Genomic DNA, 22,944 nt, shown 5'->3' on the forward strand with positions numbered 1-22,944 from the left:
GAATCATGTGTCGTCGATAAGGTCTCAGCGTCTTCGAATCATTGACCGGCGCCCGGGCATCGCTCTGATAGCCTGTCTCTGGCTGGCGCTGATCGTGCTGTGTACGCCCGCGCTTGCCCAGGTCGGCGGGGGTCAGGCCGGCGATCTCGGCGACCGAATCAGCCAGCTACAGGATCGCGTCAACGCGCTCGGCTCGCGTGACGATGTCGAATCGGCGGTACGTGAACACGCCACCCAGATCTACCAGCAGGCCATCTCTGCGCTCGAGGCGGCCAAGAGCGACGAGTCGCAGACCCAGGCACTGCGCGAACAGTCCAGCGACGCGCCGGGCGATCTGCGCCGGATCAAGGCCGAAATTGCAGGACTGGAGCCGCCACCCAGCCCGGAATCGCTCGACGGTGTATCTTCGTCCTCACTCGCCGAGCGGGCCGATACCCTGAGTTCGCAGCTGGCCGATACCCAGGCCAGTCTCTCGGATGTGCGCGATCAGCTCACACGCCTGGCGCAGCGGCCCGAGGCGGCCCGCCAGGAATTGCTGGATGCACGCGACGCCCTGCAGTCACTCGACAGTGCGGCATCGGCCGACAGTGATCAGCCAAGTGTTGTATCCGAAGCGCGGCGGGCGCTGCTGTCGGCACGGCGTGAAGCACTTACGGCCGAAATCGAGCGACTGCAACAGGAACTCAGCGGGCTGGACAGCCGAGAGCGGCTGCTCGAGGCTCGCCGAGGCCTGGCTGAAGCGCGACTCGGTCGCGATAACGAAGCCTTGGCAACGGTACAGGTAGCGCTGGGCTCGCGTCAGAACGAGTCCGCCAAGGCTCTGGAACAGCAAAGCCACGACAAGCTCAGCGAACTGCGTACCGCCGTCGAGCCGATCGCCGATGCCGCTCAGCGCAATGTCGAATTGACCGGCGAACTCTCGACGCTGACTGATCGCACCGAAGCCCTGGCCCAGCGGCAACTGCGCGAACGCGAGCGGGTCGAAGAGATCCAGCGCCGACTGAATCTGGTCCAGCGTCAGCTGGAGATCGGCGGCGGCTCGATCGCTCTGGGCGATGTACTGCGTGCCCAGCGTCGCGATCTGGCCAAACCGTCGCTGGTTTCGGGCCTGGGTAGCGGCAGCAGCGATCCGGACATCGCCGCGGCCGAGTTACAGCGCTTTCAGCTGCAGCAGTCGCGGGTCGCGCTGGACGATCCGCGCGAGACCGCGCGCCGCATGCTCCAGGAATCCGGTGTCAAGGCTGACGACGGCGAACTGGCATCGCTGACATCGCTGATCGACAGTCGCCGCCAGATCATCGATCTGCTGACTGATTCGCAGGGTCGCTATATCGATATCGGTCGCGATCTGCGTTCGTTGTCGAAGCAGTACAACGATACGTTGGTCTCGTTCAACCGCCTGCTCGACGAACGATTGTTCTGGCTGCCGTCGTTCGATCACATCGACCTGGGCTGGCCGGGGCGAGTGCTGGGCGATCTGCCCTGGGTATTGAACCCGCTGTCCTGGAAGGCCGCGCTGGGCGGGCTTGCCATAGGCGTAGGCAAGCGGCCGTTCGTGACTGCCATCGCCGCCGTGCTGCTGGCGATGCTGGTCTGGGTACGCCGTCCGTTGCGAGAACGGCTCAGCCACCTGGCCGAGCCGGTGGGCAACGTCCGGCGCGATACCTTCTGGCTCACGCTGCGGGCGCTGCTGATCACCATTCTGCTGTCCACGCCGGTCGTGGCCGTCCTGCTGCTGGCCGGTTATCTGGTCGGCCAGGCCAGCGACACCAGCGCCTTTACCCGAGCCGTGGCAGCGGTGCTGGTACAACTGGGTATTCTGACGCTGTTCATCGAGCCCTTCGCTCAGGTCTGTCGCAAGTACGGTCTGGCCGAGAGTCATTTCCAATGGGGACATGAGGCCCGTCGCGGGCTGCATAGACTGCTGCGCTGGGTGCTCGCCATGCTGGTGCTTCCCACCCTGTTGGTGACGTTCACCGAGGCCTTCGACGACGATGCCAAGCGGGAGACCATCGGGCGCGGCGCCTTCATGCTGTTCTCATTGATTATCACCGGGTTTTTCTGGCGCTTGCTGCATCCGGTCCGTGGGGTGCTGTCGCACGTGCTGGGCAGCGACGACAGTTCTCACTGGCGGTTGGGGTATCTTTGGCTGCCGCTGGCGGTGGGGGCGCCCATCGTGCTCGCCGGCATGGCGGCGTTCGGCTATTACTACACCGCGTTGCAGCTGCAGAGCCGTTTTTTCTACTCGGCCGGGCTGCTCGGCGGCTGCATGATCCTGTACAGCCTGATCGTGCGCTGGCTGACCGTCGCCGAGCGACGGCTGGCCTTTGCACGCGCGCTGCGCAAGCGTGAGGAGGCCCGCGAAGCCCGAGCCAGCCGTGAGGCGGCGGCCGCGGCCGGCGAGGGCGCGCCGGACAACTTGGATACGCTGGAAATCGATCTGGTCCAGATCAGCGAACAGACCCGCGGTCTGATCAAGGTCGTGATCGCGCTGCTGATCGGAGCCGGTCTGTGGCTGATCTGGTCGGACACGCTGCCGGCGTTGCAGTTGCTGGACAACGTCACCCTCTGGCAGCACACCGACGAAATCGATGGCAAGACCCAGCTGACCAGCGTGACCCTGGGCGCCGTATTGCTGGCACTGGCCGTGGGTGTGGTCACCGCGCTGGCCGGACGCAATCTGCCCGGGTTTCTGGAGATCACGGTCCTTCGGCGCTTTTCCATGGACTCGGGCAGTCGTTATGCCATGGCCACGCTGTTCCAGTATGCAATCGTGATCGTGGGCCTGTTGATCTCGGTGAATCTGATCGGGCTCCGCTGGGGCTCGATCCAGTGGCTGGTGGCTGCCGTGGGTGTCGGTCTGGGTTTCGGCCTGCAGGAGATCTTCGCCAATTTCGTCTCGGGTATCGTGATCCTGTTCGAACGCCCGGTCCGGGTGGGCGATACGGTCACAGTGGGCACGCTCACGGGCACGGTGTCACGCATTCGTATCCGTGCGACCACGGTCACCGACTGGGACAACAAAGAAGTGGTGATTCCGAACAAGACGTTCATCACCGAAACCGTGATCAACTGGACGCTGACCGACGACATCACGCGTCTGATCGTCAAGGTTCACCTGGCGCTGGATACCGACACGGAACTCGCCGAAAAGCTGATCATGGATGTGATCCGCGCCGAGCCGGTCGCTCTGGAGACGCCGGCGCCTTCGGTGTTCTTCGTCGGTTATGACGACAGCGCGATTCTCTACGAAGCCCGCGTTTTCTATCACGACCTGTATAACCTGCTGCCGCTACAGCATGCCCTGTACAAGGGCATACATGCCGCGTTCTCCCGTAACGACGTGGTGGTGTCGTTCCCGCAGCGGGATCTGCACCTGCGTTCGGTCGACGACAGTCTGGGACGGTTCGTGGGCGATCGTGACGCCCGCGCAGATACGACCGACGAACGGCCGTCGCCCGGCTAGGCGTCGTGGCCCGGCAAGGGCTCGGGAAAGTAGGCGTAGGTCCAGGTTTCGGTCAGGGTGGTGCCGTCGTGCGCGATATAACAGCGTAGTTCTACCGGCTGATCGTCGGCCGGGGCTGATCCGGTCCAGTCGAAGAACGCATGCCAGCGCGTGCTGTCGGTGATCTTCGACAGATACGGATTGACAATACGGCCGTGACTGGCCTCGACATGGATAGACGGTTTGGCCTCGGCCTGCAGACGCCCCAGGGCACCGCCGTCGAACTCGACCACGAACTTGCGTGCCGTCGGCGCCTGCTGATCATAGGTGCCCGGCTCGCCGGCGCGTCCTGTGCGCGTTGCCACCGCGCGTGCCATGCCGGCCGGGAAGGGGGCCCGGTCGGTCCATAGCAGGCGATAGTCGAACTGCCAGGCGGTACCCGCCGATTCGCTCCCGTTGGGGACCCAAAAGGCATTGACGTTGTCGTAGATCTCTTCGTTGGTCGGTAGCTCGAGCAGGCCGATATGGCCCTTGCCCCAGTCGCCGTTGGGCTCCACCCAGAGACTGGGCCGTCGTTCGAAGCCGACATCGGGATCCTGATAATGATCGAACATGCGATCCCGCTGGATCAGTCCGAAGCCACGGGGGCCCTGGTCGCTGAATGCGCTGTAGTGCGTACGCGGCGGGTTGGCCAACGCACGCCAGATACGCTGGCCCTTACCGGTATGAATGGCAAGCCCGTCGCTGTCGTGCACTTCAGGCCGCCAGTCGGTGCCCACCCGCGCGTTGGTCTCCGAGAACCAGAACATGCTCGTCAACGGGGCCACGCCCAATCGGCGCACCGGCGTGCGCTGGAACAGATGCGCCTGGATATCCATGATCACTTCGCCGGGGCGGCTGCAGACCATACGGTAGGCGCCGGTGATGTTTTCGCCAGTCAGAAGGGCATAGAGCGTGATTGACTCGTCGCCCGCCTCGGGTTTGACCAGCCAGTAGTCGCTGAAACGCGGAAACTGTTCGCCGTCGCCATAGCCGGTGTCGATGGCGATACCGCGCGCCGACAGGCCATACTGGTTGAGAGAGCCCGGACTGCGAAAATAACTTGCGCCCTTGAAGGCGAGCCATTCGAGGCCGTCGCTCCGCTGATCGATCAGCCGGAATCCGGCGAAGCCGAGATCCTCGGGCAGCCGCTCCTTCACACCGGGATCGTCGTAGCGGAACAGCGACGGTTGGTATCGCACGCGGCGCGATCGGCCGTTGGCCACGACGTGGATGTTCACCGCGTCGCGTGCGTTCTGGTCGAGATGAAAGAATTCCACCGCGAAGGGCTGCTTTTCGCCGGCCCAGAGCGCCTGCGATGTGCGGCTGTGAATGCCCATGAACGCGTCGTAACCGAGTTCGTCGAGCAGCTTGGTGTGACGCGGCTCGGGCTTGTCGTATGGCCGTGTCGCCGCTTTTCGGGCGCGATCGATGATCTGATCGAAATCGAAGGCCTCGCTGGCGTCGGTCAGGCGCGCGGCGCAGGCCAGCGGCGGCCAGGACGCAAACGCAGAAACGCCCGCCAGTGCCGTTGTCGACACAAGCAGGCGTCGTCTACCGCGATCGATCGTCATGGCTTGAACGTCGGCCGGAGTTCAAGCCGGCCAGCAGTTCGTCAGGCAGCTACCATTGCCCCGCGCAATTTCTTGATCGCCGCGACTTCCAGCTGACGGATCCGCTCGGCGGATACGCTGTACTTGTCGCCCAACTCCTGCAGCCCGATCTTGCCGTCTTCACGAAGCCAGCGGGATTCGAGAATATCCCGGCTGCGATCATCCAGGCCGGTCATAGCGCGCGTCAGATTGGCATGCTGATAGGTCTGCCAATCGCCATTTTCGATATCGTTGGCGGGATCGTAGCCGTCCTCGGCCGACAGGTAATCCTCCGGCGCGTAGCTGTCTTCGTCGGATGCGCCGGGCAGGGCGTTGTACGAGGTGTCGCCGCCCGACAGCCGGCGCTCCATTTGGAGCACAGTCTCGGGCTTGACGCCCAGATCACCGGCAACAGTCTCGACCTCCTTGTTGTTCATCCAGCCCAGACGTTTTTTCGAGCTGCGCAGGTTGAAGAACAGCTTGCGCTGCGCCTTGGTCGTGGCGACCTTGACGATCCGCCAGTTGCGCAGGATGAACTCGTGGATTTCGGCCCGGATCCAGTGAACCGCGAACGAGATCAGGCGTACGCCGACATCCGGATCGAATCGCTTGACGGCCTTCATCAAGCCGATATTGCCTTCCTGGACCAGATCGGCCAGGGGTAGACCGTAGCCTGAATAACCGCGTGCCACGTGCACGACAAAGCGGAGATTGGACAGAATGAGCTTCTGGGCCGCCTGAATGTCGTCTTCATCGCGCAGCTTGCGGGCCAGCGTCTGCTCGGCATCCACGTCCAGCACCGGAATGCTGGATACTGCCTGCAGATAGGATTCGATGCTGCCCGATGCGAGGTTGGGCAGATTCATCCGAGCCGGTGACAGAGAAATATCGTTAGCCATGTCGCAAAGCCTCCTTGGGACTTTTGCCTAATGCCCCCATTCTAACAAATATCGGGGGTCCGGGCGTTCGCTCGATAGCGATGCTTGTAGGACACAGTAGAACACGACAAGTTCCGACTATCGATGTCGCGGCCGTTGATTTGTGCGTATCGACAGTTTAGGCAGGGGCTATTTCGGTTCGATATCGGCCAGACGGCGGTTGACGGTGATCACGCACCCGATCCATCCCAGCCCGATACCGACGGCCAGCACGCTCAGTACGCCGAGAAATCCCAGCCCGTGGATGCTCAGTGCGCCATCATAGGAGCGGACCAGCTCGGATAGCGGGCCAGTCAGGCCGATGAAGCAGCCGGCCAGCAGGATCAGGGCGAACACGGCACCGATCAGTCCATACCAGAAGCCGGAATAGAGAAACGGCCGCCGGATGAACGCATCGCTGGCGCCCAGCAGCTTCATCACTTCGATTTCCTCGCGCCGGTTCTCGATATCCAGACGGATGGTATTGCCGACGATGAACAGCACGGCCGCCGAGAGCAGCAGCCCGATCACCCAGGCTGCCCGCTGAATGAGCGACACGATCGCATACAGACGTGAAAGCCAGGCCTGGTCGAGCTCTGCCCGTGCCACCATCGAATCGTGGCCCAGGCGTTCGACGAGTTCGCTCACGGCGGCCTTGGGCAGTCCCGGGCGAGGCGTGATCACGATCACGGCAGGCAACGGGTTATCGGCCAGTGCATCGAGTGCGGTGCCAAAGCCTGAGGCCTGACGGAAATCGGCGAGTCCCTCGTCTGCGGATACGAAGCGCGTGGACTCGACGTCGTCCTGGGCCGCGATACGATCGGCCAGGGCGCGCCCGTCAGCGGTGCTCGTGCCGTCGGCCAGGTACAGCGACGCCTGGGCCGCGCGTTGCCAGCCATCGGACAACGACTGCAGGTTGTCGACCAGAACATACAGGCCCGTGGGCAAAGCCAGCGCGATGCCGATCACCAGCGCGGTCAGCAGGCTGGCAAGCCACCGCCGATGCAGCCGCCCGAGACTTTCGATCAGGCAGCGTGCATGCGAGCCGAGCCAGTTCTGTGCCGAGACCGCGCGTGGCTTGTCGGCCGCCCGGACGGACCCGGTGCCCGCTGTATTGCTGCGGGCACGGTCGGTCCGGGCGGCGTGCGACTGACGGCTCGCCCGCACCTTGCCACGTTCGGATCGACGCTCTGGCGGTCGGGCCGGCATCAGCGCAGCTGGCCGTGATCGAGTGCGATCCGGCGATGGCCCATGCGCTCGACCAGATCGATGGCATGAGTGGAGATCATCACGCTCGTGCCGGCCTCGTTAAGGCGTGTGAACAGGCGCATGATGTCGGCCGACAGGGCCGGATCGAGATTGCCCGTCGGCTCGTCGGCGAGAATCAGATAGGGGCGATCGACGACCGCCCGCGCGATACCCACGCGTTGTTGTTCTCCGCCCGACAACGTGATCGGGAACTTGCGCTCGTGCGACAGCAGACCGACCGTATCCAGCGCGGCGCGTACGCGCCGCGCGATGTCACTATGGCCGACCCCGCGGATAACCAATGGCAGGGCGACGTTATCGAATACGGTCCGGTCGAACAGCAGGTTGTAGTTCTGGAAGATCAGACCCAGCCGCTGTCGATAGCGCGGGATCTGACGTCGTTTGACCTGGGCGAGGTTGGTGCCGTTGATGATCACCTGGCCGCGTGTCGGGCGTTCGATCAGGCCGATGAGCTTCATCAGCGTCGACTTGCCGGCACCGGAGTGGCCGGTAAGGAACGCCATCTCGCCGCGTGCCAGGCGCAACGAGACGCCTTCCAGGGCGATCTTGCCCCCCGGGTAGCGCTTGACGACGTCCTTGAACGCGACGATATCGCTGGTCGGCTGGCTCATCCGTCAGCCGCGCTTGAACAATGCATCCATAAAGTTCTCTGCCTCGAACACGCCGAGGTCTTCGACCGACTCGCCCACGCCAATGAAGCGCAACGGCAACCCCAGGGTCTTGGCGATAGCGAACACGATGCCCCCGGCCGCCGTGCCGTCGAGCTTGGTGACCGTGATGCCGGTCACGCCGACGGCCTCGTTGAAGGCCACCGCCTGCTGCAGCGCGTTGCCGCCGGTGGTCGCATCGACCACCAGCATGATCTCGTGCGGCGCCGTGTCATCCTGTTTGCCCAGCACCCGCTTGATCTTCTTGAGTTCGTCCATCAGATGGCCCTGGGTATGCAGCCGGCCGGCGGTATCGGCGATCAGTACATCGATACCGCGGGCCTTGGCCCGGGCAAATGCATCGAAGACCACCGAAGCCGAATCCGCACCGCTGCCCTGGGCAACGACGGGCACATGGTTGCGCTCACCCCACCCCTGCAACTGCTCGACCGCAGCTGCGCGGAACGTATCGCCGGCAGCCAGCATCACCGACTGACCGGCATCCTGAAACTTCTTGGCGAGCTTGCCGATAGTCGTGGTCTTGCCCACGCCGTTGACGCCGACCATGAGGATCACGAACGGCGTATCGCGTTCAGGAATATCGAGCGGCTGTTCGCACGGCGCCAGAATATCGCCCAGATGCTCGCGCAGGGCGCGGCCCAGATCCTTGTTCGTGCGCAGCCGGCCGCCGTCGAACATGATCTGGAGACGGTTCATCACCTGGCCTGTGGCCTCGACCCCGACGTCGGCCAGCAGCAGCTGGGTTTCGAGTTCGTCGAGGGCGTCCTGGTCGACGGTTTCGCCAGGCAGCAGGTTGCGCAGATCGTAGGTCAGCCAGGAGTCGCCCTTGTTGAGGCTGGCCCGCATGCGGGTGAAAAAACCCGGTTGCTTGAGCTTGGAGGGCTTGCGCGAGCTGCCGCGCTCTGGATTATCGACCTTGGCCATGGCGGTGGAGTGCTGCGGTTGGAAAAAGACATCTGGCGGCGCGCTCGGCGGCGCCGGCCGCGGCGATCGCCGCGACGGCTCGGCTGGCGTCGCTCAGTCGGGCGCTACTTTAGCATCGACGTCCTCGCGCGGGGGCCAGAACAGCAGGCGCTGTACGCCGTCGTGGTCGACCACGCGCTGGCCGCCCGGCCCACTGGCCAGCGTCGCCGACAATCGCCGCGCCCCGTCGCCGTAGCGACGCGCATCCGCGGCGGTGGTCAGCAGGTGCAGCCGATGATGGACGATCTGAGCATCGGCGATACCGACCCACAGCGGCAAGTTGCGACGCGCGGTGACCTTGTCGGTCGACCAGAGCCGTACCACCCAGCGCTCATTGGTAGCCTGGCCGTCGTGCACGAGTGTGATCGCAGCCGGCCGCCCGTCGTGGACGCGCGGCAACACGGCCAGCACGGCGATCGGGCTGTCCGGCACAAGCCAGCGCAGCGGCTGGCCCGCTCCCAGCGCCGGCGGCACCCGCCAGCCGGCCTCGGCCAGCAGCCGGCGCAGCGCATCGGCCGAACCCGCGGCCTGCAGGTTCAGCGGTGCGCCGTTGCGGCCGGCGATGTCCTTGATGCGTTGATCGAGCTGCCGATAGCCGCCTTCGGCCCAGTCGACCACTGGCTGCGTGGTACTGCTCTGGCGCGCCGTTGGCATCGGTCTGGGTGCCTGGTCCGGACGCAGCGTCATCAGCAGGGCGATCACCATGCAGCCGGCCAGCACCACCAGTACAGGCTTGCCGCGGACCGGTCGTGGATGCTGGCGTCGATAACTGAGCACCAGCATGTTCAGCCAGATGAAGGCACTGCTCAGTCCGATGATCAGGTCGCTGGCCCAGTCCAGCCCGAGATAAAGACGCGCCAGCGCGATCAGCACCACGCCCGCCACCGTTGCAGAATAATAGTAGGGGCGGACGCCGCTGGGACGGCGCGAGGCAAGAATCACGCCGGCCAGGCCGTACACGGTGGCGCAGAGGATGAGATCCTGGCCGCCGCCGGCCAGGAATAACGGGTCGGCCGCCGTGCCGCTGAAGAAAGCCAGCGGCGGCGGAATCGCCAGCCACGCGCGCAGGATCAACGTGACCAGCGACGAGAAGACGACGGCGGCGACCCAGTGGCCGGCCGCCCGCCGATTCCCCATGATGGCCAGCAGGGCGGCGATTACGCCCGCGAACGGCAGATAGATCAGCGGCGAGCCGAGTTCGGCCAGGACTCGGGCCACACCGTCGGACAGCGGGGTGTGCAGCCCCTGGCTCAGGTAGAAGGTCAACGCGTCGAAGCGCAGCGGGAACACCGGCGCGCGCCACCCCCAGACCAGCAGATAGGCCAGTCCGGTCAGGCTCATCAGCAGCATCGCCGCCACGGCCAGCGCGGGCAGCTCGGGCTGGCGCGGGTCGGCCAGTGCCGGCCCGAGCAGCCCCAGCCGGCGGTGGCGCCGGCTCCACACGAGCAGCCGTTCGGCGTGACGGCGAGCAAACACGCGCCCGGCCGCCAGGGCATAGCGAGCCGCAATCGTGGTCAGCCACACGATGGCCACCACGATGATCAGCAGCACCGCCAGCCGGGTGGCGACCTGGGCTGCCAGATCCAGTGATGCGCCGAACACCACGCCGGGCAGGATGTAGCAGGGCGCCCAGATCGCGGTCGCGAGAATATCCATCAACGCAAAGCGCATCGGTGACAGGCCCGCCGCGCCGGCGACGGTCGGCACGATCGGCCGCAGCGCCCCGATCAGTCGACCGAGCACGATGGCCTTGCCGCCGTGGCGGGCCAGAAAGCTCTCGCCGCGCGCGACCAGCTGGGGCGCACGGGAAAACCCTGGCAGCGCCTGCAGCCGACCGCGATAGCGCCGCCCCAGCAGATAGCTGGTGGTATCGCCGAGCAGTGTGCCCGCGATGGCCACGACGAAGGTTCCCGCCAGGGGAAGGGCGTCGGCGCCGATGAGGGCGCCGAAGGCGAACATGAACAGCGCGCCGGGCACAAGCAGGCCGAATATGAACAGCGATTCGCCCACGGCGACGGCGAACACCAGGGCGAGCGCGGCCCAGGGGTGGGCGCCGACCCAGTTCAGCAGGAGGTCGAGCAGGTTATGCCCCATTGGCCAGGTCGGTCGGGGCAGGGCGGTGGGCAGTCACGATCGATCGACCAACGTACGCGTGCCCGGCTCGCTCAGCGGCGAGCCAGGGCGGCGAACGCCGAGTCGGCGGCATCCAGCGTGCGCTGGATCGCGGTATCGTCATGGGCGCGCGAGATGAACGCGGCCTCGAAGGCCGACGGCGCCAGATATACACCGTGATCGAGCATGTGGTGGAAGAAGTCGCTGAAGGCAGCAGTGTCGCAGGCTGCGACCTCGTCGAACCGGCTCACGCGATCGGCTGTCGTGAAGAACATGCCGAACATCGCCCCCACACGCTGGGTCATGAACGGAATGCCATGGCGCTGGGCGCGTTCGTCGAGCCCGGCCAGCAGGGCGTCCAGCTGCGGTTCGATCTGTGCATGAACGCGGCCGTCGCGGAGCTGGCCTAGCGTGGCGATGCCGGCGGCCATGCCCAGTGGATGACCGGACAACGTGCCAGCCTGATATACCGGACCGGTCGGGGCCAGCGTCTCCATGACATTGCGCGCACCGCCGACCGCGCCGACCGGCATCCCGCCGCCCACGATCTTGCCCAGCGCGGTTACGTCGGGACGCACATCGTAATGTGCCTGCGCACAACCCGGATGAACGCGAAAGCCGGTCATCACCTCGTCGAAGATCAGCAGCGCACCGTAGCGATCGCACAGATCGCGAAGGCCCTGCAGGAAGCCGTCGACGGGCGGCACGCAGTTCATGTTACCGGCGACCGGCTCGACCATGACACAGGCGACCTCATCGCCGTGCGCTTCGAACGCCTCGGCGACCGAGTCCAGATCGTTGTAGGTGGCTACCAGCGTATCGGCGACGACCGCTTCCGGCACCCCGGGGGAGCCGGGAATGCCGAGCGTGAGCGTGCCGGAGCCGGCGTTGACCAGCAGCGCATCGACATGGCCGTGATAGTTGCCGCCGAATTTGATCACTTTCTTGCGGCCGGTATAACCGCGCGCCAGGCGCAGGGCGGTCATCGCCGCTTCGGTACCGGAGTTGACCATGCGGATCGACTCGATCGAGTCCACCATGTCGCATACGATTTCGGCGAGTTCGGTCTCAAGGCCGGTGGGCGCGCCGAAGGACAGGCCCTTGGCCGCCTGCTTCTGCACGGCCTCGACCACGGCCGGATCCGCGTGGCCTAGGATCATCGGCCCGAACGAGCCGACATAGTCGACGTATTCGTTGCCATCTACATCATATATATAGGCCCCGCGTGCGTGGTCGATGAACGCCGGCGTGCCACCGACCCCGTTGAACGCGCGCACCGGCGAATTGACGCCGCCGGGGATGGTCCGGGCGGCGCGCGCAAACCATTCGGCCGACTTGGGGCCGGGACGCTGGTGTGGGCTGCGGTCGGATGCGCTCATTGAAGACTCCTGAAAACGGATGAAACCTGGTTTATCGCCCGGCGCGCGAGCCGTGTTCGGCACAGAGCGCGACCAGTGCGCGGGCGGCCTGTGCACTATCGCGAACGCCGAACAGGCCGCCGGCGATGGCGAGTCGATCGGCACCGGCTGCGATGATCTGCCCGGCATTATGGATATCGATTCCGCCGATGGCGACCACGGGCACGCCCAGGGCATTCGCACGGGCGAGCACGTCGAGCTCGGCCGGCGGTGCATTCGGTTTGGTGGCCGAGACGAAAAACCGTCCGAAGCTGACATGATCGGCACCGGCGGCGATCGCCCGGCGTGCCCGGTCGATATCGTTGCCACAGGTTGCACCGATCAACCGGTCGGGGCCGAGCGCTGCGCGTGCGTCGGCGATCGATCCATCGGTGGCGCCCAGATGCACACCGACGCCCAGTTCGGCGGCTAGGCGCCAGTCGTCGTTGATGATCAGCCGCGCGTCGTAGGCACGACAGCGCTCGGAAAGGCGCAGGGCCAGCGCTCGATCCGGCCCCTGCCCGCGCTTGTCGCGATACTGGATCCAGTCGATACCGGCGGCGAGTACGGCCTCGACAGTGTCCAGGCCGTCGTCGTTGTGCGTGGATCGATCGTAGATCGCATAGATATGCGGCGTGCTCATCGCGCTGGCAGCACTCGCTCGTCGAGCCGGGCCGGGATCCGCTGACCGCGGCCGGCAGTGAAAGCGTGTTCGAGGGTATGCCAGGTATAGGCCTGCGCAGCCTCGAGCGCATCGTCGAGCTCCTGACCGCGGGCAAGCTGCGCCGCAATCGCGCTGGCCAGCGTGCACCCGGAGCCATGAAACACGCCTGCCAACCGGGGCCAGCGCATGGTACGCATCGGCTGGCCGCGCACATACAGCCGATTGACCACCTCCGAGTCGTCTTCGTCGCCTCCGGTAATCAACACGGCGCGGGCGAGATCGGACAGCTGCCGTCCACAGGCATCGATATCCGCTTGTCCATCACACAGCAGACGGGCCTCCGCGGCATTCGGGGTGATCACCCATGCGCGCTCGAACAGCTGGTCGATCAGAGCCCGGGCGACCGCATCATCGGCGAGCCGGCCGCCGCCAGCAGCGCGCAGGACCGGATCGACGACCAACGCGATGTCCGGCAGGTCCTGCGTCAGCCGCGCGATACGCGCTACCTGGTCCGCATCGGCCAGCGCGCCGATCTTGATCGCGCCGAAGCGCATATCCGCGCACACGCAGTCCAGCGAGCGGGAAAAGAAATCGGCATCCACCGCCTGCACGTCGTACACGTTCGTGGTGTCTTGGCAGGTGAGCAGGGTGGGCACGACCGCCGCATGCGCGCCGTTCGCTGCCGCCGATTCGATATCGGCCTGCAGGCCGGCGCCGCCGCTCGGATCGTGGCCCGAGAGCACGAGAATATTGGGTCGATTCATACGCGCGAGTCTAACATTCGCAACGAGCGCTCAGCGGCTTATGCACAACAAAAACAACGACTCGCGAATCGCGCCGAAATTTTTTTCGGCGCCGGTGTCGACACGCCGCGATCATATCGCAAACGATTGATTATGAACGTTTGTGTCGAGCTGGTTACAAAATCGCCGGTTTGTCTAAATGACTGAGATTACGCGCCATCAGGGCTGTCAACCGCAAGCTTTCCACAAAGTTATCCACAGCTATTGTGGGTTTCTTTTCTTTTGCTTTTAGCGTCAGCGCGTTAGCCGGAATTGCTGAGAACGAGTCTGCAGCGGGTGCCGGGTTATACACAGTGTCAACCCGGTTGCTGCCTATAAAAGACTTTGATATGCCGCTGTGCGTCACTTTGAGCATTCGCAAAATCACTGGCTTGTCAATAGGATAAGCTGACATTAATGGCTGCACGCCTGATGCGCGCGTGCGCTTTCCCGAACTGACCTATAAGGTCACTTAGCTATCCCCAGAGTTATCCACAGCCGACGTCGGCTGCGGATACGCGAACCACGCGGCTCACCGGTGCGCCGTGCATCGGCAGATCGATGACGCGATAACCGGGTGGGCGGTCGCGATCTTCGGCGAACGCCGCGGCGCCGGGCAGGAACTGACGCATTGTCGAAGGTGTTGTCCAGATCGTGAGCGGCCCCCATCGAGACGTGCTGGCCTGGTGTGCATGGCCCGAGAGCACGCCTCGGACATGGGGGTGACGGGCGAGCAGGGTGAGCAGTTCGGCTCCGTCTGCCAGGCCGATGGAATCGATCCATGCGCTGTTCAAGGCGACCGGCGGGTGATGGACACAGATCAATGACGGGCGACGAACGCGTGCCAGCGATGCATCGAGTGACGCGAGCGCGTCGGCTCCGATACGGCCGTCCGCGTGGCCGGTCCGGTGGCTGTTCAGGCCATAGAGATACCCGCCGTCGACTTGCAGCGATCGGTGCACGTGGGCTTGGCTCAGGCATTGCTGCATTCGATCCGGGTCGTCGTGGTTGCCGGCCACGGCCAATACCGGGAGATCGATTCCGGCCAGCCGCCGATCGAGCCATGTATAGCCTGCGGCCGATTCATCGTCGACCAGATCGCCCCCGAGAACCAGCGCATCGATACCGGCGGTATGGGCCAACGCGTGGCACAGAACACGCTCGAAACAGTCGGCCACGGGCCATCCGTGCAGGCGGGCGCACGGATCGGCCAGCAGGTGAGGGTCGGTGATATGCAGAATGCGCACGCGGTCGTCGGATTTCAGCGGAACGGCCGCTCATGCTGCCATTTCTATCGCGGCTGCGTGCTAGTCTCCAAGCCATGATCGATCGCACGCTGCTGAGCTATCTGCGCGACGTGAGTCTGCATGAGACCGACGTCATGCGCGCCAATCGCCGCACCACCGAAGCCGGCGACAGCGCCCACCTGCAGATCGATCCGGAACAAGGTCAGCTGATGGCGCTGCTGGTTCGCATGCTGGGTGCGCGCCGCGGTATCGAGATCGGCGTGTTCGCCGGCTATTCGAGTCTGTGGTTGGCTGCAGCGATGGGCGAGGATGGGCACTTGCTGGCCTGCGATATCGATGAGCAGATCACCCGTCGTGCCCGAGCCGATTGGCAGGCCGAAGGCCTCTCCGAGCGTATCGAACTGGTGCTGGCGCCGGCCAGGGAGACCCTCGATGCCGAACTTGCGGTGGGTCGACACGAACAGTACGACTTCGTGTTCATCGATGCGGACAAGGCCGGTTATATCGACTACTACGAGCGCGCGTTGGCGCTGTTGCGCAGCGGCGGCCTGGTGATGGCCGACAACACGCTATGGTATGGCCGGGTCGCCGACGAAACCGATCAGGATGCAGATACGCTGGCCATTCGTGCCTTCAACCGGCATCTATACGCCGATGAGCGCGTAGAGATGAGTCTGGTTCCCATAGGTGACGGGCTGACCGTCGCCCGCAAGCGATGAGCACTCATATCGACGACCGCAGCGCCGCACAGCGCAACAAGGGCCCGATCTTCGCTGCGCTCAAGCCCTGGTTGGCAGACGCAGCCGAAGTCCTCGAAGTCGGCGCTGGCGATGCCACGCACGCACGGCACGCCGTCGAATGCATGCCGGGCGTGCGTTGGCAGACGAGCGAGGCGCCGGCCCATCATCGGCGCCTGGTGGCCGCAATCACGGATGCCGCAGATATCGGCTTGCCGGCGCCTCTGGCACTGGATGTACGCGGCGAATGGCCGGACCGGTCATTCGATGCGGTCTACGGCGCGAACGTGGCGCATATTATGGACTGGGCTGCGGTACAGGCGCTGTTTGCCGGCGCGGCCGCTCACCTGACCGATCGCGGGGTGCTGTGTCTGTACGGGCCTTTCCTGATCGCAGATGAGGCACCGGCGGCCGGCAACGCGGCCTTCGATGCGGCATTGCGGGCGCGCGATGCAGGCATGGGTCTGCGCGAAGTGGGTGCGCTCGACGATCTAGCCGATGCGCAGGAGCTCAGCCGGGTTGCTGATATCCCCATGCCCAGCGATAACCGCCTGCTGATCTGGTCGTCGACACCGCTGCGCAGCACGATCGGCTGAGCGCCACGTCGAAGGACCGGTCGAACACCCGCCTTACTCAGTTGACGCGGTTCGGGGTCTCGCCTCGGCCGAAGGCAGCGATATTGGCGGCCACGCCCTCAAGCATGCGTTGTCTTGCGCCGCGACTGCCCCATGCACTGTGTGGCGTTACGATCAGGTTGGGAATGTCCGGTTGCGTCAGCGGATGATCCGCCGGCGGCGGCTCGGCGTCCAGGACGTCCAGCGCCGCGCCGCCGATACGTCCGGCTCTCAGGGCCGCGATCAACGCCTGGCTGTCGATGAGCCCGCCCCGCGCGGTGTTGATCAAAAACGCGGTCGATTTCATCCGTGCCAGCGCCGTGTCATCAATCACATGCCGCGTATCTTCGGTCAGCGGGCAGTGCAGGCTGAGCATGTCGGCTCGCTCCAGCACCTCGGGCAATGCAATACGCCCGTTGCGAATCTGACGAGCATTCGGCCGTTCGGCGATCAGCACGTGCATGCCGAACGCTTCGGCGAGCCGCCCGACCGCCTGACCCAGCTCGCCGTGGCCGACCAGGCCCAGGGTCTGCCCGGCGAGCTCTTCAATCGGGTAGTCGAGTAGACAGAAGAATTCGCCCGCGGCCCAGTCCCCACGCTTGACCGCGGCGTCGTAGCTGGCCCAGCGCGTGGCGTGGGCCAGCATCAGTGCCAGCACGTGCTGGGACACGGCCGGCGTGGCGTAGCCGGTGACGTTGACCACGGGAATCCCGCGTTCGGCCGCTGCATCGGTATCGACGTTGTTGACCCCGGTGGCCGCGACACAGATCAGGCGCAACGCCTTCGCCTTGGCCAGGGTGTCGGCGTCCAGCACGACCTTGTTGGTCACGGCGATCTCCACGTCGCTCAACCGCTCGTCAAGCTGCCCGGCATCGCTGTTGTGATGCCATCGCCAGTCGTCGAGGGCGGTTTCGAGCGGAGCCCAGTCCAGCGATCCGCCCATGGATCCGGCGTCGAGAAAGCAGCCCCGCATTTTTGCTCCTTAATTTTCTATACAATTGGATCGCTATAGCGTTAGCAACTATAAACGAACAGTCGAAGCCGGGTGAACTCATCCGGCTTTCACGAGTCGAAGAAGTTAACATCACGTTGAAATTGTTTTTCGCAAATTTCATGTAGGATGCAGGTGTACGCCGTACAGGGGGCGGAACCGTATTCCGGGTCAACAACCAAGGCTACGAACACCACATGATTCGCAGAACAGCACAGCAGGATCCATCACTGGGCAACCATCTACCGCCGACTTGTCCGTCGGTGGAAGCACTCGAATATGAATTGGCGTTTCTCGTGCGCCGACTCGAAGCCGCCCGTCGGAAATTCAACTTCGGGCTCGAGCGGGCTCATTATCTTTTGCTGATCCTTCTTGAGCGCAACGATCGGCAGTCGGTCGGCGCGCTGGCCGACCAGGTGAATCTGGACGCGTCCACGGTTACTCGTCAGGTGGCCGCCATGAAGCAGGCCGGACTGGTCGACAAGCAGGACAATCCCGACGACCGACGCGGCGGGTTCGTCACCATTACCGAAGCTGGCCGGGAGGCCGCCGCGACCGTGCGCGATCGCCGCTTGGATCGTGTGGAGCGGGCGTTCCACGATTGGACCGAGGAGGACCGCAAGGCGTTTGCGCGTCTGACTGCGCGCTACAACGACGCCATGCGCGACGCGCTCAACGAAGAGTAGTCGGTATCCGGCGCCACGTGGTTTCGTGGCGCCGGTTGTCAGGCTTTGCCGGCTCGGCGGGCCGCGGGGGTCGGAAGGCCCAGTTCATGCCATAGCCAACGCACCGGCTCGGTCCTGTTCAAGCTGTAGAAGTGCAGCCCGGGGGCGCCGCCGGCCAGCAACTGCTGGCACAGGCGGGCCACGACCTCTCGGCCGAAGTCCCTTATCGCCTGCGCATCGTCGCCGAAGCCTTCCATTTTCTGGCGAATCCAGCGCGGGATATCGGCGCCGCACATGGCCGAAAAACGCGAGATCTGCTCGAAGTTCGTGATCGGCATGATACCCGGCACCACCGGGACATCGATGCCACGCGCCGTGATCTCTTCCATGAAGTTGAAGTACGCATCGGCGGTGTAGAAATACTGGGTCATCGCCGAATCGGCGCCGGCCTCGATCTTGCGCACGAAGTTGTCGATGTCGGCCGACGCCGACGCGGCTTGCGGATGAAACTCCGGATAGGCGGCGACTTCCAGGTGGAAGTCGCGACCGTGTCGTGCCTTGATGAAGGCCACCAGCTCGTTGGCATAGCGGAATACGTCCGGCCGCTCCATGCCATCGGGCAGGTCGCCGCGAAGTGCGACGATACGGTTCACGCCGGCGGCCTTGTATTCATCGAGCAACTCGGATACCGAGGCCTCGGTGCCTTCGATACACGACAGATGCGGCGCGGCCTGGATACCGGTGCGCTGTTTGATGCGGCGCACGGTCTCCAGCGTACCCGAGCGGGTCGTGCCCCCGGCACCGAAAGTCACGGAGAAGAACGCCGGCCCGAGCTCGCCCAGCTCGTCCATCGTGCGGTCCAGCCGCACTTGGCCTTTCGGCCCCTTGGGCGGAAAGAACTCGATCGAGAAAGCGGTGTGCGATACGTGAGTCATGGCGATCTGTATGGCGGTGCCGGCCGAGGCCCCCGGCCGACAATAAAAACCCGGCCCGCGCGGTCAGTCACGGGCCGGGTCCGGGGCTGCGGCACCTGCACGATGACGTGCAGAGGCATTCAACCTCCTGGTGGCCTAGTAGCGGTAGTGGTCCGGCTTGTAGGGGCCTTCCACCGGTACACCGATATAGTCCGCCTGCTCGGGCGTGAGTTCGGTCAGGCGCGCGCCGAGCTTGCCCAGGTGCAGACGGGCAACCTTCTCGTCGAGGAATTTCGGCAACACGTAGACTTTGTTCTCGTAGTTGTCGGGACGCTGCCAGAGCTCGATCTGGGCCAGAACCTGGTTGGTGAACGAGGCCGACATCACGAAGCTGGGATGGCCAGTGGCACAGCCCAGATTCACCAGACGTCCGGCAGCCAGCAGGATGATCTTCTTGCCATCGGGGAACGTGATGTGATCCACCTGCGGCTTGATCTCTTCCCACTCGTACTGCTCGAGTGACGCCACGTCGATCTCGTTGTCGAAATGGCCGATGTTGCACACGATCGCCTGGTTCTTCATGCGTTCCAGATGACGGTGCTCGATGACATGGAAGTTGCCGGTGGCGGTGACGAATATGTCGGCCATCTCGACCGTACCCGGGTCATCCAGGTTGACCACACGGTAGCCTTCCATCGTCGCCTGCAGGGCGTTGATGGGATCCACTTCGGCCACGCATACGGTTGCGCCCAGGCCCTTTAGAGACTGAACCGAGCCTTTGCCGGTATCGCCATAGCCGACCACGATCGCGGTCTTGCCGGCGATCATGACGTCGGTGGCACGCTTGATGCCGTCGACCAGCGACTCACGACAGCCATACAGGTTGTCGAACTTCGACTTGGTGACCGAGTCGTTGACGTTGATCGCCGGGAAGGTGAGCGTGCCGTTCTTTTCCATCTGGTAGAGACGCAGCACCCCGGTGGTGGTCTCTTCGGTCACGCCGCCCATGGCATCCAGGCGCGTCTGGTAATAACCCGGTTGGCTGTCCAGGCGCTGTTTAATCGAAGAGAACAGGGCGCGTTCTTCGGCGCTGCCAGGGTTGTCGAGCACCGTGGCGTCGGCTTCGGCCTTGGCGCCGAGGGAGATGAGCATCGTGGCATCGCCGCCGTCGTCCAGAATCCGGTTCGGCACGCTGCCGTCCGGCCATTCGAGGATACGGTGGCAGTATTCCCAGTATTCGGCCTGCGATTCGCCTTTGTAGGCGAATACCGGGACGCCGCGTTCGGCGATGGCGGCTGCGGCATGATCCTGCGTGGAGTAGATATTGCAGGAGGCCCAGCGTACATCCGCGCCGAGCTCGATCAGGGTTTCGATCAGCACCGCGGTCTGAATGGTCATGTGCAGCGAACCCGCGATCTTCGCCCCCGCCAGTGGTTGCGAATCGGCGAACTCTTCGCGCAGGGCCATCAACCCCGGCATCTCGGTTTCGGCGATGGCAATCTCGCGTCGACCCCAACCGGCCAGATTGATATCGGCGACGAGGTAGTCCTGGTTCATCTGCTCTGCTGGTGCGCTCATGGCGTACTCCTGGGAAAGTCGGTCGAGATACGGCGCGCCGTCCGGCGCGCCGCGGCCGCTCGAGTTGCGGCGAATAGCGGGTGTCGGGAAACGATCAGGCGGCCGCGATACCGGCGGCGTCGGCCAGTGCGTTGGCTCGATCGGTCGCCTCCCACGGCAGGTCCACGTCGTCCCGGCCGAAGTGCCCGTAGGCCGCCGTGGCGCGATAGATCGGCTTGGCCAGATCGAGCATCTTCAGAATGCCGTACGGGCGCAGGTCGAAGTGTTCGCGGATCAGGTGCGTGAGCTTGTCGTCGGTCACTTTGCCGGTGCCGAACGTTTCGACCGAGATCGAGGTCGGCTCGGCCACGCCAATGGCATAGGACACCTGAACCTCGCACTTGTCGGCCAGACCGGCCGCGACCACGTTCTTGGCCACATAACGCGCGGCGTAGGCTGCCGAGCGATCGACCTTGGACGGGTCCTTGCCCGAGAACGCGCCGCCGCCATGGCGCGCCATGCCACCGTAGGTATCGACGATGATCTTGCGGCCGGTCAGGCCGGCATCGCCCAGCGGTCCGCCGGTAACGAATCGTCCGGTCGGGTTGATATGGACGACCGGATCGTCCGAGAGCCAGTCGCCGAGCACCGGCTTGATGATGGATTCCATCACGGCTTCCTGCAGATCGCTCTGTGCGATCTCAGGCGCGTGCTGCGTGGACAGCACAACGGCGTCGATCGCGACCGGCTTACCGTTCTCGTAGGCAAAGGTGACCTGCGATTTGGCGTCCGGGCGCAGCCAGGCCAGCTCGCCCGACTTGAACAACTCCGCCTGCTTGCGCACCAGGCGATGCGCATAGGTGATCGGGGCCGGCATGAGGACATCGGTTTCGTTGCAGGCATAGCCGAACATCAAACCCTGATCGCCTGCGCCCTGTTCTTCGGGGTGGGTGCGGTCGACGCCCTGGTTGATATCCGAGCTCTGCTGGCCGAGCGCGTCGAGCACCGCACAGGTGTCGGCGTCGAAGCCCATGGCCGAGTCGGTATAGCCGATATCGCGCACGACCTGGCGCACCAGCGCTTCGGTATTGAGCTGGGCGTTGGAGGTGATTTCGCCGAATACCATGACCATTCCGGTCTTGGTGGCGGTTTCACAGGCTACGCGAGCCATCGGGTCCTGTTGCAGATGCGCATCCAGAACGGCATCCGAAACCTGGTCACACAGCTTGTCTGGATGACCCGCGGAGACCGATTCGGAGGTGAACAAATAGCGACTCATAATCAATATCCCTCTATCCGGATACGCGGATGATAGTACATGCATCGGTCGAGCCGCAAAAAAGGCTGCACGCCTACGCATCGACCCCGGAAAGCCCCTCTGCTGTCAGGGAATGCTTGCCAATCGATTGTGACTTTGCGTAATGTGACATCCGTGAATGTAATCGAAATAGCTCGGATGAGTGCAATCACTCGGATGAATGCAATAACAGGAGTCGCTCATGCCCAAAACCCGATTGTCCCGACAGGCCGCGGCCGTGATCACCGGGGCCGGCAGCGGCATCGGACGCGCGTTCGCTCTGGAACTCGCTGCACGCGGGGGGCGGGTCGTGTGTTCGGATATCGACATCGGCCAGGCCGAAGCGACGGTGGAGCTCATCGAATGCGCCGGGCACGGCAAAGCCAGGTCGATCGGCTGTGACGTGACCCGGCTGGAAGATGTAGAGCGGCTGGCGGGCGCCGCCGAAGCCTGGTTCGGTGGCCCTGCGGATCTCGTCATCAACAATGCGGGTGTCGGGGCCGGGGGCGACCGGATCGGCGAGTTGTCGATGGCCGACTGGCAATGGGTGATGGATATCAATTTCTGGGGCGTGGTGCACGGTTGCCATGTGTTCGCGCCGCGTCTGCGTGCTGCCGGGCGAGGCGGAATGATCAACGTCGCCTCGACGGCGAGCTTCGCGGCGGCCCCGCGCATGGCCGTCTACAACGCCAGCAAAGCCGCCGTGCTGGCTCTGACCGAGACGCTGGCCGCCGAGCTGGCAGACACGCCGGTCCGGGTGACAGCGCTGTGCCCGACCTTCGTACAGACCAACATCATGCGTTCGGGGCGCATCAGCGCGTCGTCGTCGAAGTTGGCCGACAACCTGATGCGCTGGACCGGTGTGCCGGCCGAGCGCGTGGTTCAAAGCGCGCTGGCCGGGCTGGATCGCGGCCAGCTCTATGTGTTGCCTCAGGCCGATGCACGCCTGGTGTGGCGTCTGAAACGGCTGTTGCCCAGCAGCTACACGCGTGGCGCCGGTCTTCTCGACCGATTCGCTCGCCGCAACGCCGCACCGGCCGATCTGGCCTCCACCACCCCGGAATAGGAGCGCAG

The 22,944-nt window shown here is 64.5% G+C and carries 20 protein-coding genes; 5 read left to right on the top strand and 15 right to left on the bottom strand.

Features of this window, described 5'->3' with window-relative positions:
- The first annotated feature begins 7 nt into the window (after window positions 1-7).
- Window positions 8-3,466 carry a mechanosensitive ion channel domain-containing protein gene (locus T31B1_RS13970; RefSeq protein WP_353250124.1) on the top strand — a complete coding sequence of 1,153 codons (3,459 nt, stop codon included), beginning with the start codon at window positions 8-10 and terminating at the stop codon, window positions 3,464-3,466.
- On the opposite strand, the gene T31B1_RS13975 is transcribed toward T31B1_RS13970, so the two are convergent.
- The 11 genes from T31B1_RS13975 to T31B1_RS14025 all read right to left on the bottom strand — a co-directional run bounded on the left by T31B1_RS13975 (window position 3,463) and on the right by T31B1_RS14025 (window position 15,095).
- Window positions 3,463-5,058 carry an OpgD/OpgG family glucan biosynthesis protein gene (locus T31B1_RS13975; protein ID WP_353250125.1) on the bottom strand — a complete coding sequence of 532 codons (1,596 nt, stop codon included), beginning with the start codon at window positions 5,056-5,058 and terminating at the stop codon, window positions 3,463-3,465. The genes T31B1_RS13970 and T31B1_RS13975 overlap by 4 nt on opposite strands.
- Before the next feature lie 41 nt (window positions 5,059-5,099).
- Window positions 5,100-5,975, bottom strand: coding sequence for an RNA polymerase sigma factor RpoH (rpoH, locus tag T31B1_RS13980; RefSeq protein WP_353250126.1), 876 nt, complete (start codon window positions 5,973-5,975; stop codon window positions 5,100-5,102).
- Window positions 5,976-6,143: 168 nt separating this feature from the next.
- Window positions 6,144-7,160: a permease-like cell division protein FtsX gene (gene ftsX, locus T31B1_RS13985; RefSeq protein ID WP_353250127.1), complete on the bottom strand. Its 1,017-nt coding sequence runs from the start codon at window positions 7,158-7,160 to the stop codon at window positions 6,144-6,146.
- A 41-nt stretch (window positions 7,161-7,201) separates the two neighbouring features.
- Window positions 7,202-7,873, bottom strand: a complete 672-nt coding sequence (ftsE, locus tag T31B1_RS13990; protein WP_353250128.1) for a cell division ATP-binding protein FtsE — start codon at window positions 7,871-7,873, stop codon at window positions 7,202-7,204.
- A 3-nt stretch (window positions 7,874-7,876) separates the two neighbouring features.
- Window positions 7,877-8,854, bottom strand: coding sequence for a signal recognition particle-docking protein FtsY (gene ftsY, locus T31B1_RS13995; RefSeq protein ID WP_353250129.1), 978 nt, complete (start codon window positions 8,852-8,854; stop codon window positions 7,877-7,879).
- Window positions 8,855-8,947: 93 nt separating this feature from the next.
- Window positions 8,948-10,987: a VTT domain-containing protein gene (locus T31B1_RS14000; RefSeq protein ID WP_353250130.1), complete on the bottom strand. Its 2,040-nt coding sequence runs from the start codon at window positions 10,985-10,987 to the stop codon at window positions 8,948-8,950.
- A gap of 71 nt (window positions 10,988-11,058) precedes the next feature.
- The gene (hemL, locus tag T31B1_RS14005) at window positions 11,059-12,384 is read right to left on the bottom strand and encodes a glutamate-1-semialdehyde 2,1-aminomutase (RefSeq protein WP_353250131.1); all 1,326 of its coding nucleotides are present in this window, start codon (window positions 12,382-12,384) and stop codon (window positions 11,059-11,061) included.
- Between the two features lie 31 nt (window positions 12,385-12,415).
- Entirely contained in the window at window positions 12,416-13,045 is a 630-nt protein-coding gene (gene thiE, locus T31B1_RS14010; RefSeq protein ID WP_353250132.1) for a thiamine phosphate synthase, read from the bottom strand.
- A complete protein-coding gene (thiD, locus tag T31B1_RS14015) occupies window positions 13,042-13,830 on the bottom strand; it encodes a bifunctional hydroxymethylpyrimidine kinase/phosphomethylpyrimidine kinase (protein WP_353250133.1) in 789 nt (262 codons plus the stop codon). Before thiD ends, thiE begins: the two co-directional genes overlap by 4 nt.
- A gap of 154 nt (window positions 13,831-13,984) precedes the next feature.
- Entirely contained in the window at window positions 13,985-14,263 is a 279-nt protein-coding gene (locus T31B1_RS14020) for a hypothetical protein (protein WP_353250134.1), read from the bottom strand.
- 73 nt (window positions 14,264-14,336) lie between these two features.
- Window positions 14,337-15,095, bottom strand: coding sequence for a metallophosphoesterase (locus T31B1_RS14025; protein ID WP_353250135.1), 759 nt, complete (start codon window positions 15,093-15,095; stop codon window positions 14,337-14,339).
- A gap of 32 nt (window positions 15,096-15,127) precedes the next feature.
- Between T31B1_RS14025 and T31B1_RS14030 the strand changes: the two genes are divergently transcribed.
- On the top strand, window positions 15,128-15,814 hold the full coding sequence (locus tag T31B1_RS14030; protein WP_353250136.1) for an O-methyltransferase: 687 nt from the start codon (window positions 15,128-15,130) through the stop codon (window positions 15,812-15,814).
- Entirely contained in the window at window positions 15,811-16,428 is a 618-nt protein-coding gene (locus T31B1_RS14035; RefSeq protein WP_353250137.1) for a DUF938 domain-containing protein, read from the top strand. Before T31B1_RS14030 ends, T31B1_RS14035 begins: the two co-directional genes overlap by 4 nt.
- 37 nt (window positions 16,429-16,465) lie before the next feature.
- Here the strand turns inward: T31B1_RS14035 and T31B1_RS14040 are convergent, their stop codons facing one another.
- Window positions 16,466-17,419 carry a 2-hydroxyacid dehydrogenase gene (locus tag T31B1_RS14040; RefSeq protein WP_353250138.1) on the bottom strand — a complete coding sequence of 318 codons (954 nt, stop codon included), beginning with the start codon at window positions 17,417-17,419 and terminating at the stop codon, window positions 16,466-16,468.
- A 215-nt stretch (window positions 17,420-17,634) separates the two neighbouring features.
- On the opposite strand from T31B1_RS14040, the gene T31B1_RS14045 reads away from it, so the two are divergent.
- Window positions 17,635-18,123, top strand: a complete 489-nt coding sequence (locus T31B1_RS14045; RefSeq protein ID WP_353250139.1) for a MarR family winged helix-turn-helix transcriptional regulator — start codon at window positions 17,635-17,637, stop codon at window positions 18,121-18,123.
- A 38-nt stretch (window positions 18,124-18,161) separates the two neighbouring features.
- On the opposite strand, the gene metF is transcribed toward T31B1_RS14045, so the two are convergent.
- The 3 genes from metF to metK form a co-directional block, all read right to left on the bottom strand.
- Window positions 18,162-19,037, bottom strand: coding sequence for a methylenetetrahydrofolate reductase [NAD(P)H] (gene metF / locus T31B1_RS14050; RefSeq protein WP_353250140.1), 876 nt, complete (start codon window positions 19,035-19,037; stop codon window positions 18,162-18,164).
- 135 nt (window positions 19,038-19,172) lie between these two features.
- The gene (gene ahcY, locus T31B1_RS14055; RefSeq protein ID WP_353250141.1) at window positions 19,173-20,594 is read right to left on the bottom strand and encodes an adenosylhomocysteinase; all 1,422 of its coding nucleotides are present in this window, start codon (window positions 20,592-20,594) and stop codon (window positions 19,173-19,175) included.
- A gap of 94 nt (window positions 20,595-20,688) precedes the next feature.
- Entirely contained in the window at window positions 20,689-21,852 is a 1,164-nt protein-coding gene (metK, locus tag T31B1_RS14060; protein ID WP_353250142.1) for a methionine adenosyltransferase, read from the bottom strand.
- Between the two features lie 220 nt (window positions 21,853-22,072).
- Here metK and T31B1_RS14065 point away from each other — a divergent pair, with 220 nt between their 5' ends.
- Entirely contained in the window at window positions 22,073-22,936 is an 864-nt protein-coding gene (locus T31B1_RS14065) for an SDR family NAD(P)-dependent oxidoreductase (protein WP_353250143.1), read from the top strand.
- Window positions 22,937-22,944: the final 8 nt, after the last annotated feature.

Source organism: Salinisphaera sp. T31B1 (genome assembly GCF_040361275.1).
Taxonomy (GTDB): domain Bacteria; phylum Pseudomonadota; class Gammaproteobacteria; order Nevskiales; family Salinisphaeraceae; genus Salinisphaera.

What these genes read in the sequence shown, in the direction of transcription:
- metF (WP_353250140.1), bottom strand. Translation starts at nt 19,037, where the DNA reads ATGACTCACGTATCGCACACCGCTTTCTCGATCGAGTTCTTTCCGCCC.
- metK (WP_353250142.1), bottom strand. Translation starts at nt 21,852, where the DNA reads ATGAGTCGCTATTTGTTCACCTCCGAATCGGTCTCCGCGGGTCATCCA.
- hemL (WP_353250131.1), bottom strand. Translation starts at nt 12,384, where the DNA reads ATGAGCGCATCCGACCGCAGCCCACACCAGCGTCCCGGCCCCAAGTCG.
- T31B1_RS14035 (WP_353250137.1), top strand. Translation starts at nt 15,811, where the DNA reads ATGAGCACTCATATCGACGACCGCAGCGCCGCACAGCGCAACAAGGGC.
- T31B1_RS14000 (WP_353250130.1), bottom strand. Translation starts at nt 10,987, where the DNA reads ATGGGGCATAACCTGCTCGACCTCCTGCTGAACTGGGTCGGCGCCCAC.
- T31B1_RS14030 (WP_353250136.1), top strand. Translation starts at nt 15,128, where the DNA reads ATGCTGCCATTTCTATCGCGGCTGCGTGCTAGTCTCCAAGCCATGATC.
- ahcY (WP_353250141.1), bottom strand. Translation starts at nt 20,594, where the DNA reads ATGAGCGCACCAGCAGAGCAGATGAACCAGGACTACCTCGTCGCCGAT.
- ftsY (WP_353250129.1), bottom strand. Translation starts at nt 8,854, where the DNA reads ATGGCCAAGGTCGATAATCCAGAGCGCGGCAGCTCGCGCAAGCCCTCC.
- rpoH (WP_353250126.1), bottom strand. Translation starts at nt 5,975, where the DNA reads ATGGCTAACGATATTTCTCTGTCACCGGCTCGGATGAATCTGCCCAAC.
- T31B1_RS14045 (WP_353250139.1), top strand. Translation starts at nt 17,635, where the DNA reads ATGATTCGCAGAACAGCACAGCAGGATCCATCACTGGGCAACCATCTA.
- T31B1_RS14020 (WP_353250134.1), bottom strand. Translation starts at nt 14,263, where the DNA reads ATGTCAGCTTATCCTATTGACAAGCCAGTGATTTTGCGAATGCTCAAA.
- T31B1_RS14040 (WP_353250138.1), bottom strand. Translation starts at nt 17,419, where the DNA reads ATGCGGGGCTGCTTTCTCGACGCCGGATCCATGGGCGGATCGCTGGAC.
- ftsE (WP_353250128.1), bottom strand. Translation starts at nt 7,873, where the DNA reads ATGAGCCAGCCGACCAGCGATATCGTCGCGTTCAAGGACGTCGTCAAG.
- T31B1_RS14065 (WP_353250143.1), top strand. Translation starts at nt 22,073, where the DNA reads ATGCCCAAAACCCGATTGTCCCGACAGGCCGCGGCCGTGATCACCGGG.
- thiE (WP_353250132.1), bottom strand. Translation starts at nt 13,045, where the DNA reads ATGAGCACGCCGCATATCTATGCGATCTACGATCGATCCACGCACAAC.
- thiD (WP_353250133.1), bottom strand. Translation starts at nt 13,830, where the DNA reads ATGAATCGACCCAATATTCTCGTGCTCTCGGGCCACGATCCGAGCGGC.
- T31B1_RS13975 (WP_353250125.1), bottom strand. Translation starts at nt 5,058, where the DNA reads ATGACGATCGATCGCGGTAGACGACGCCTGCTTGTGTCGACAACGGCA.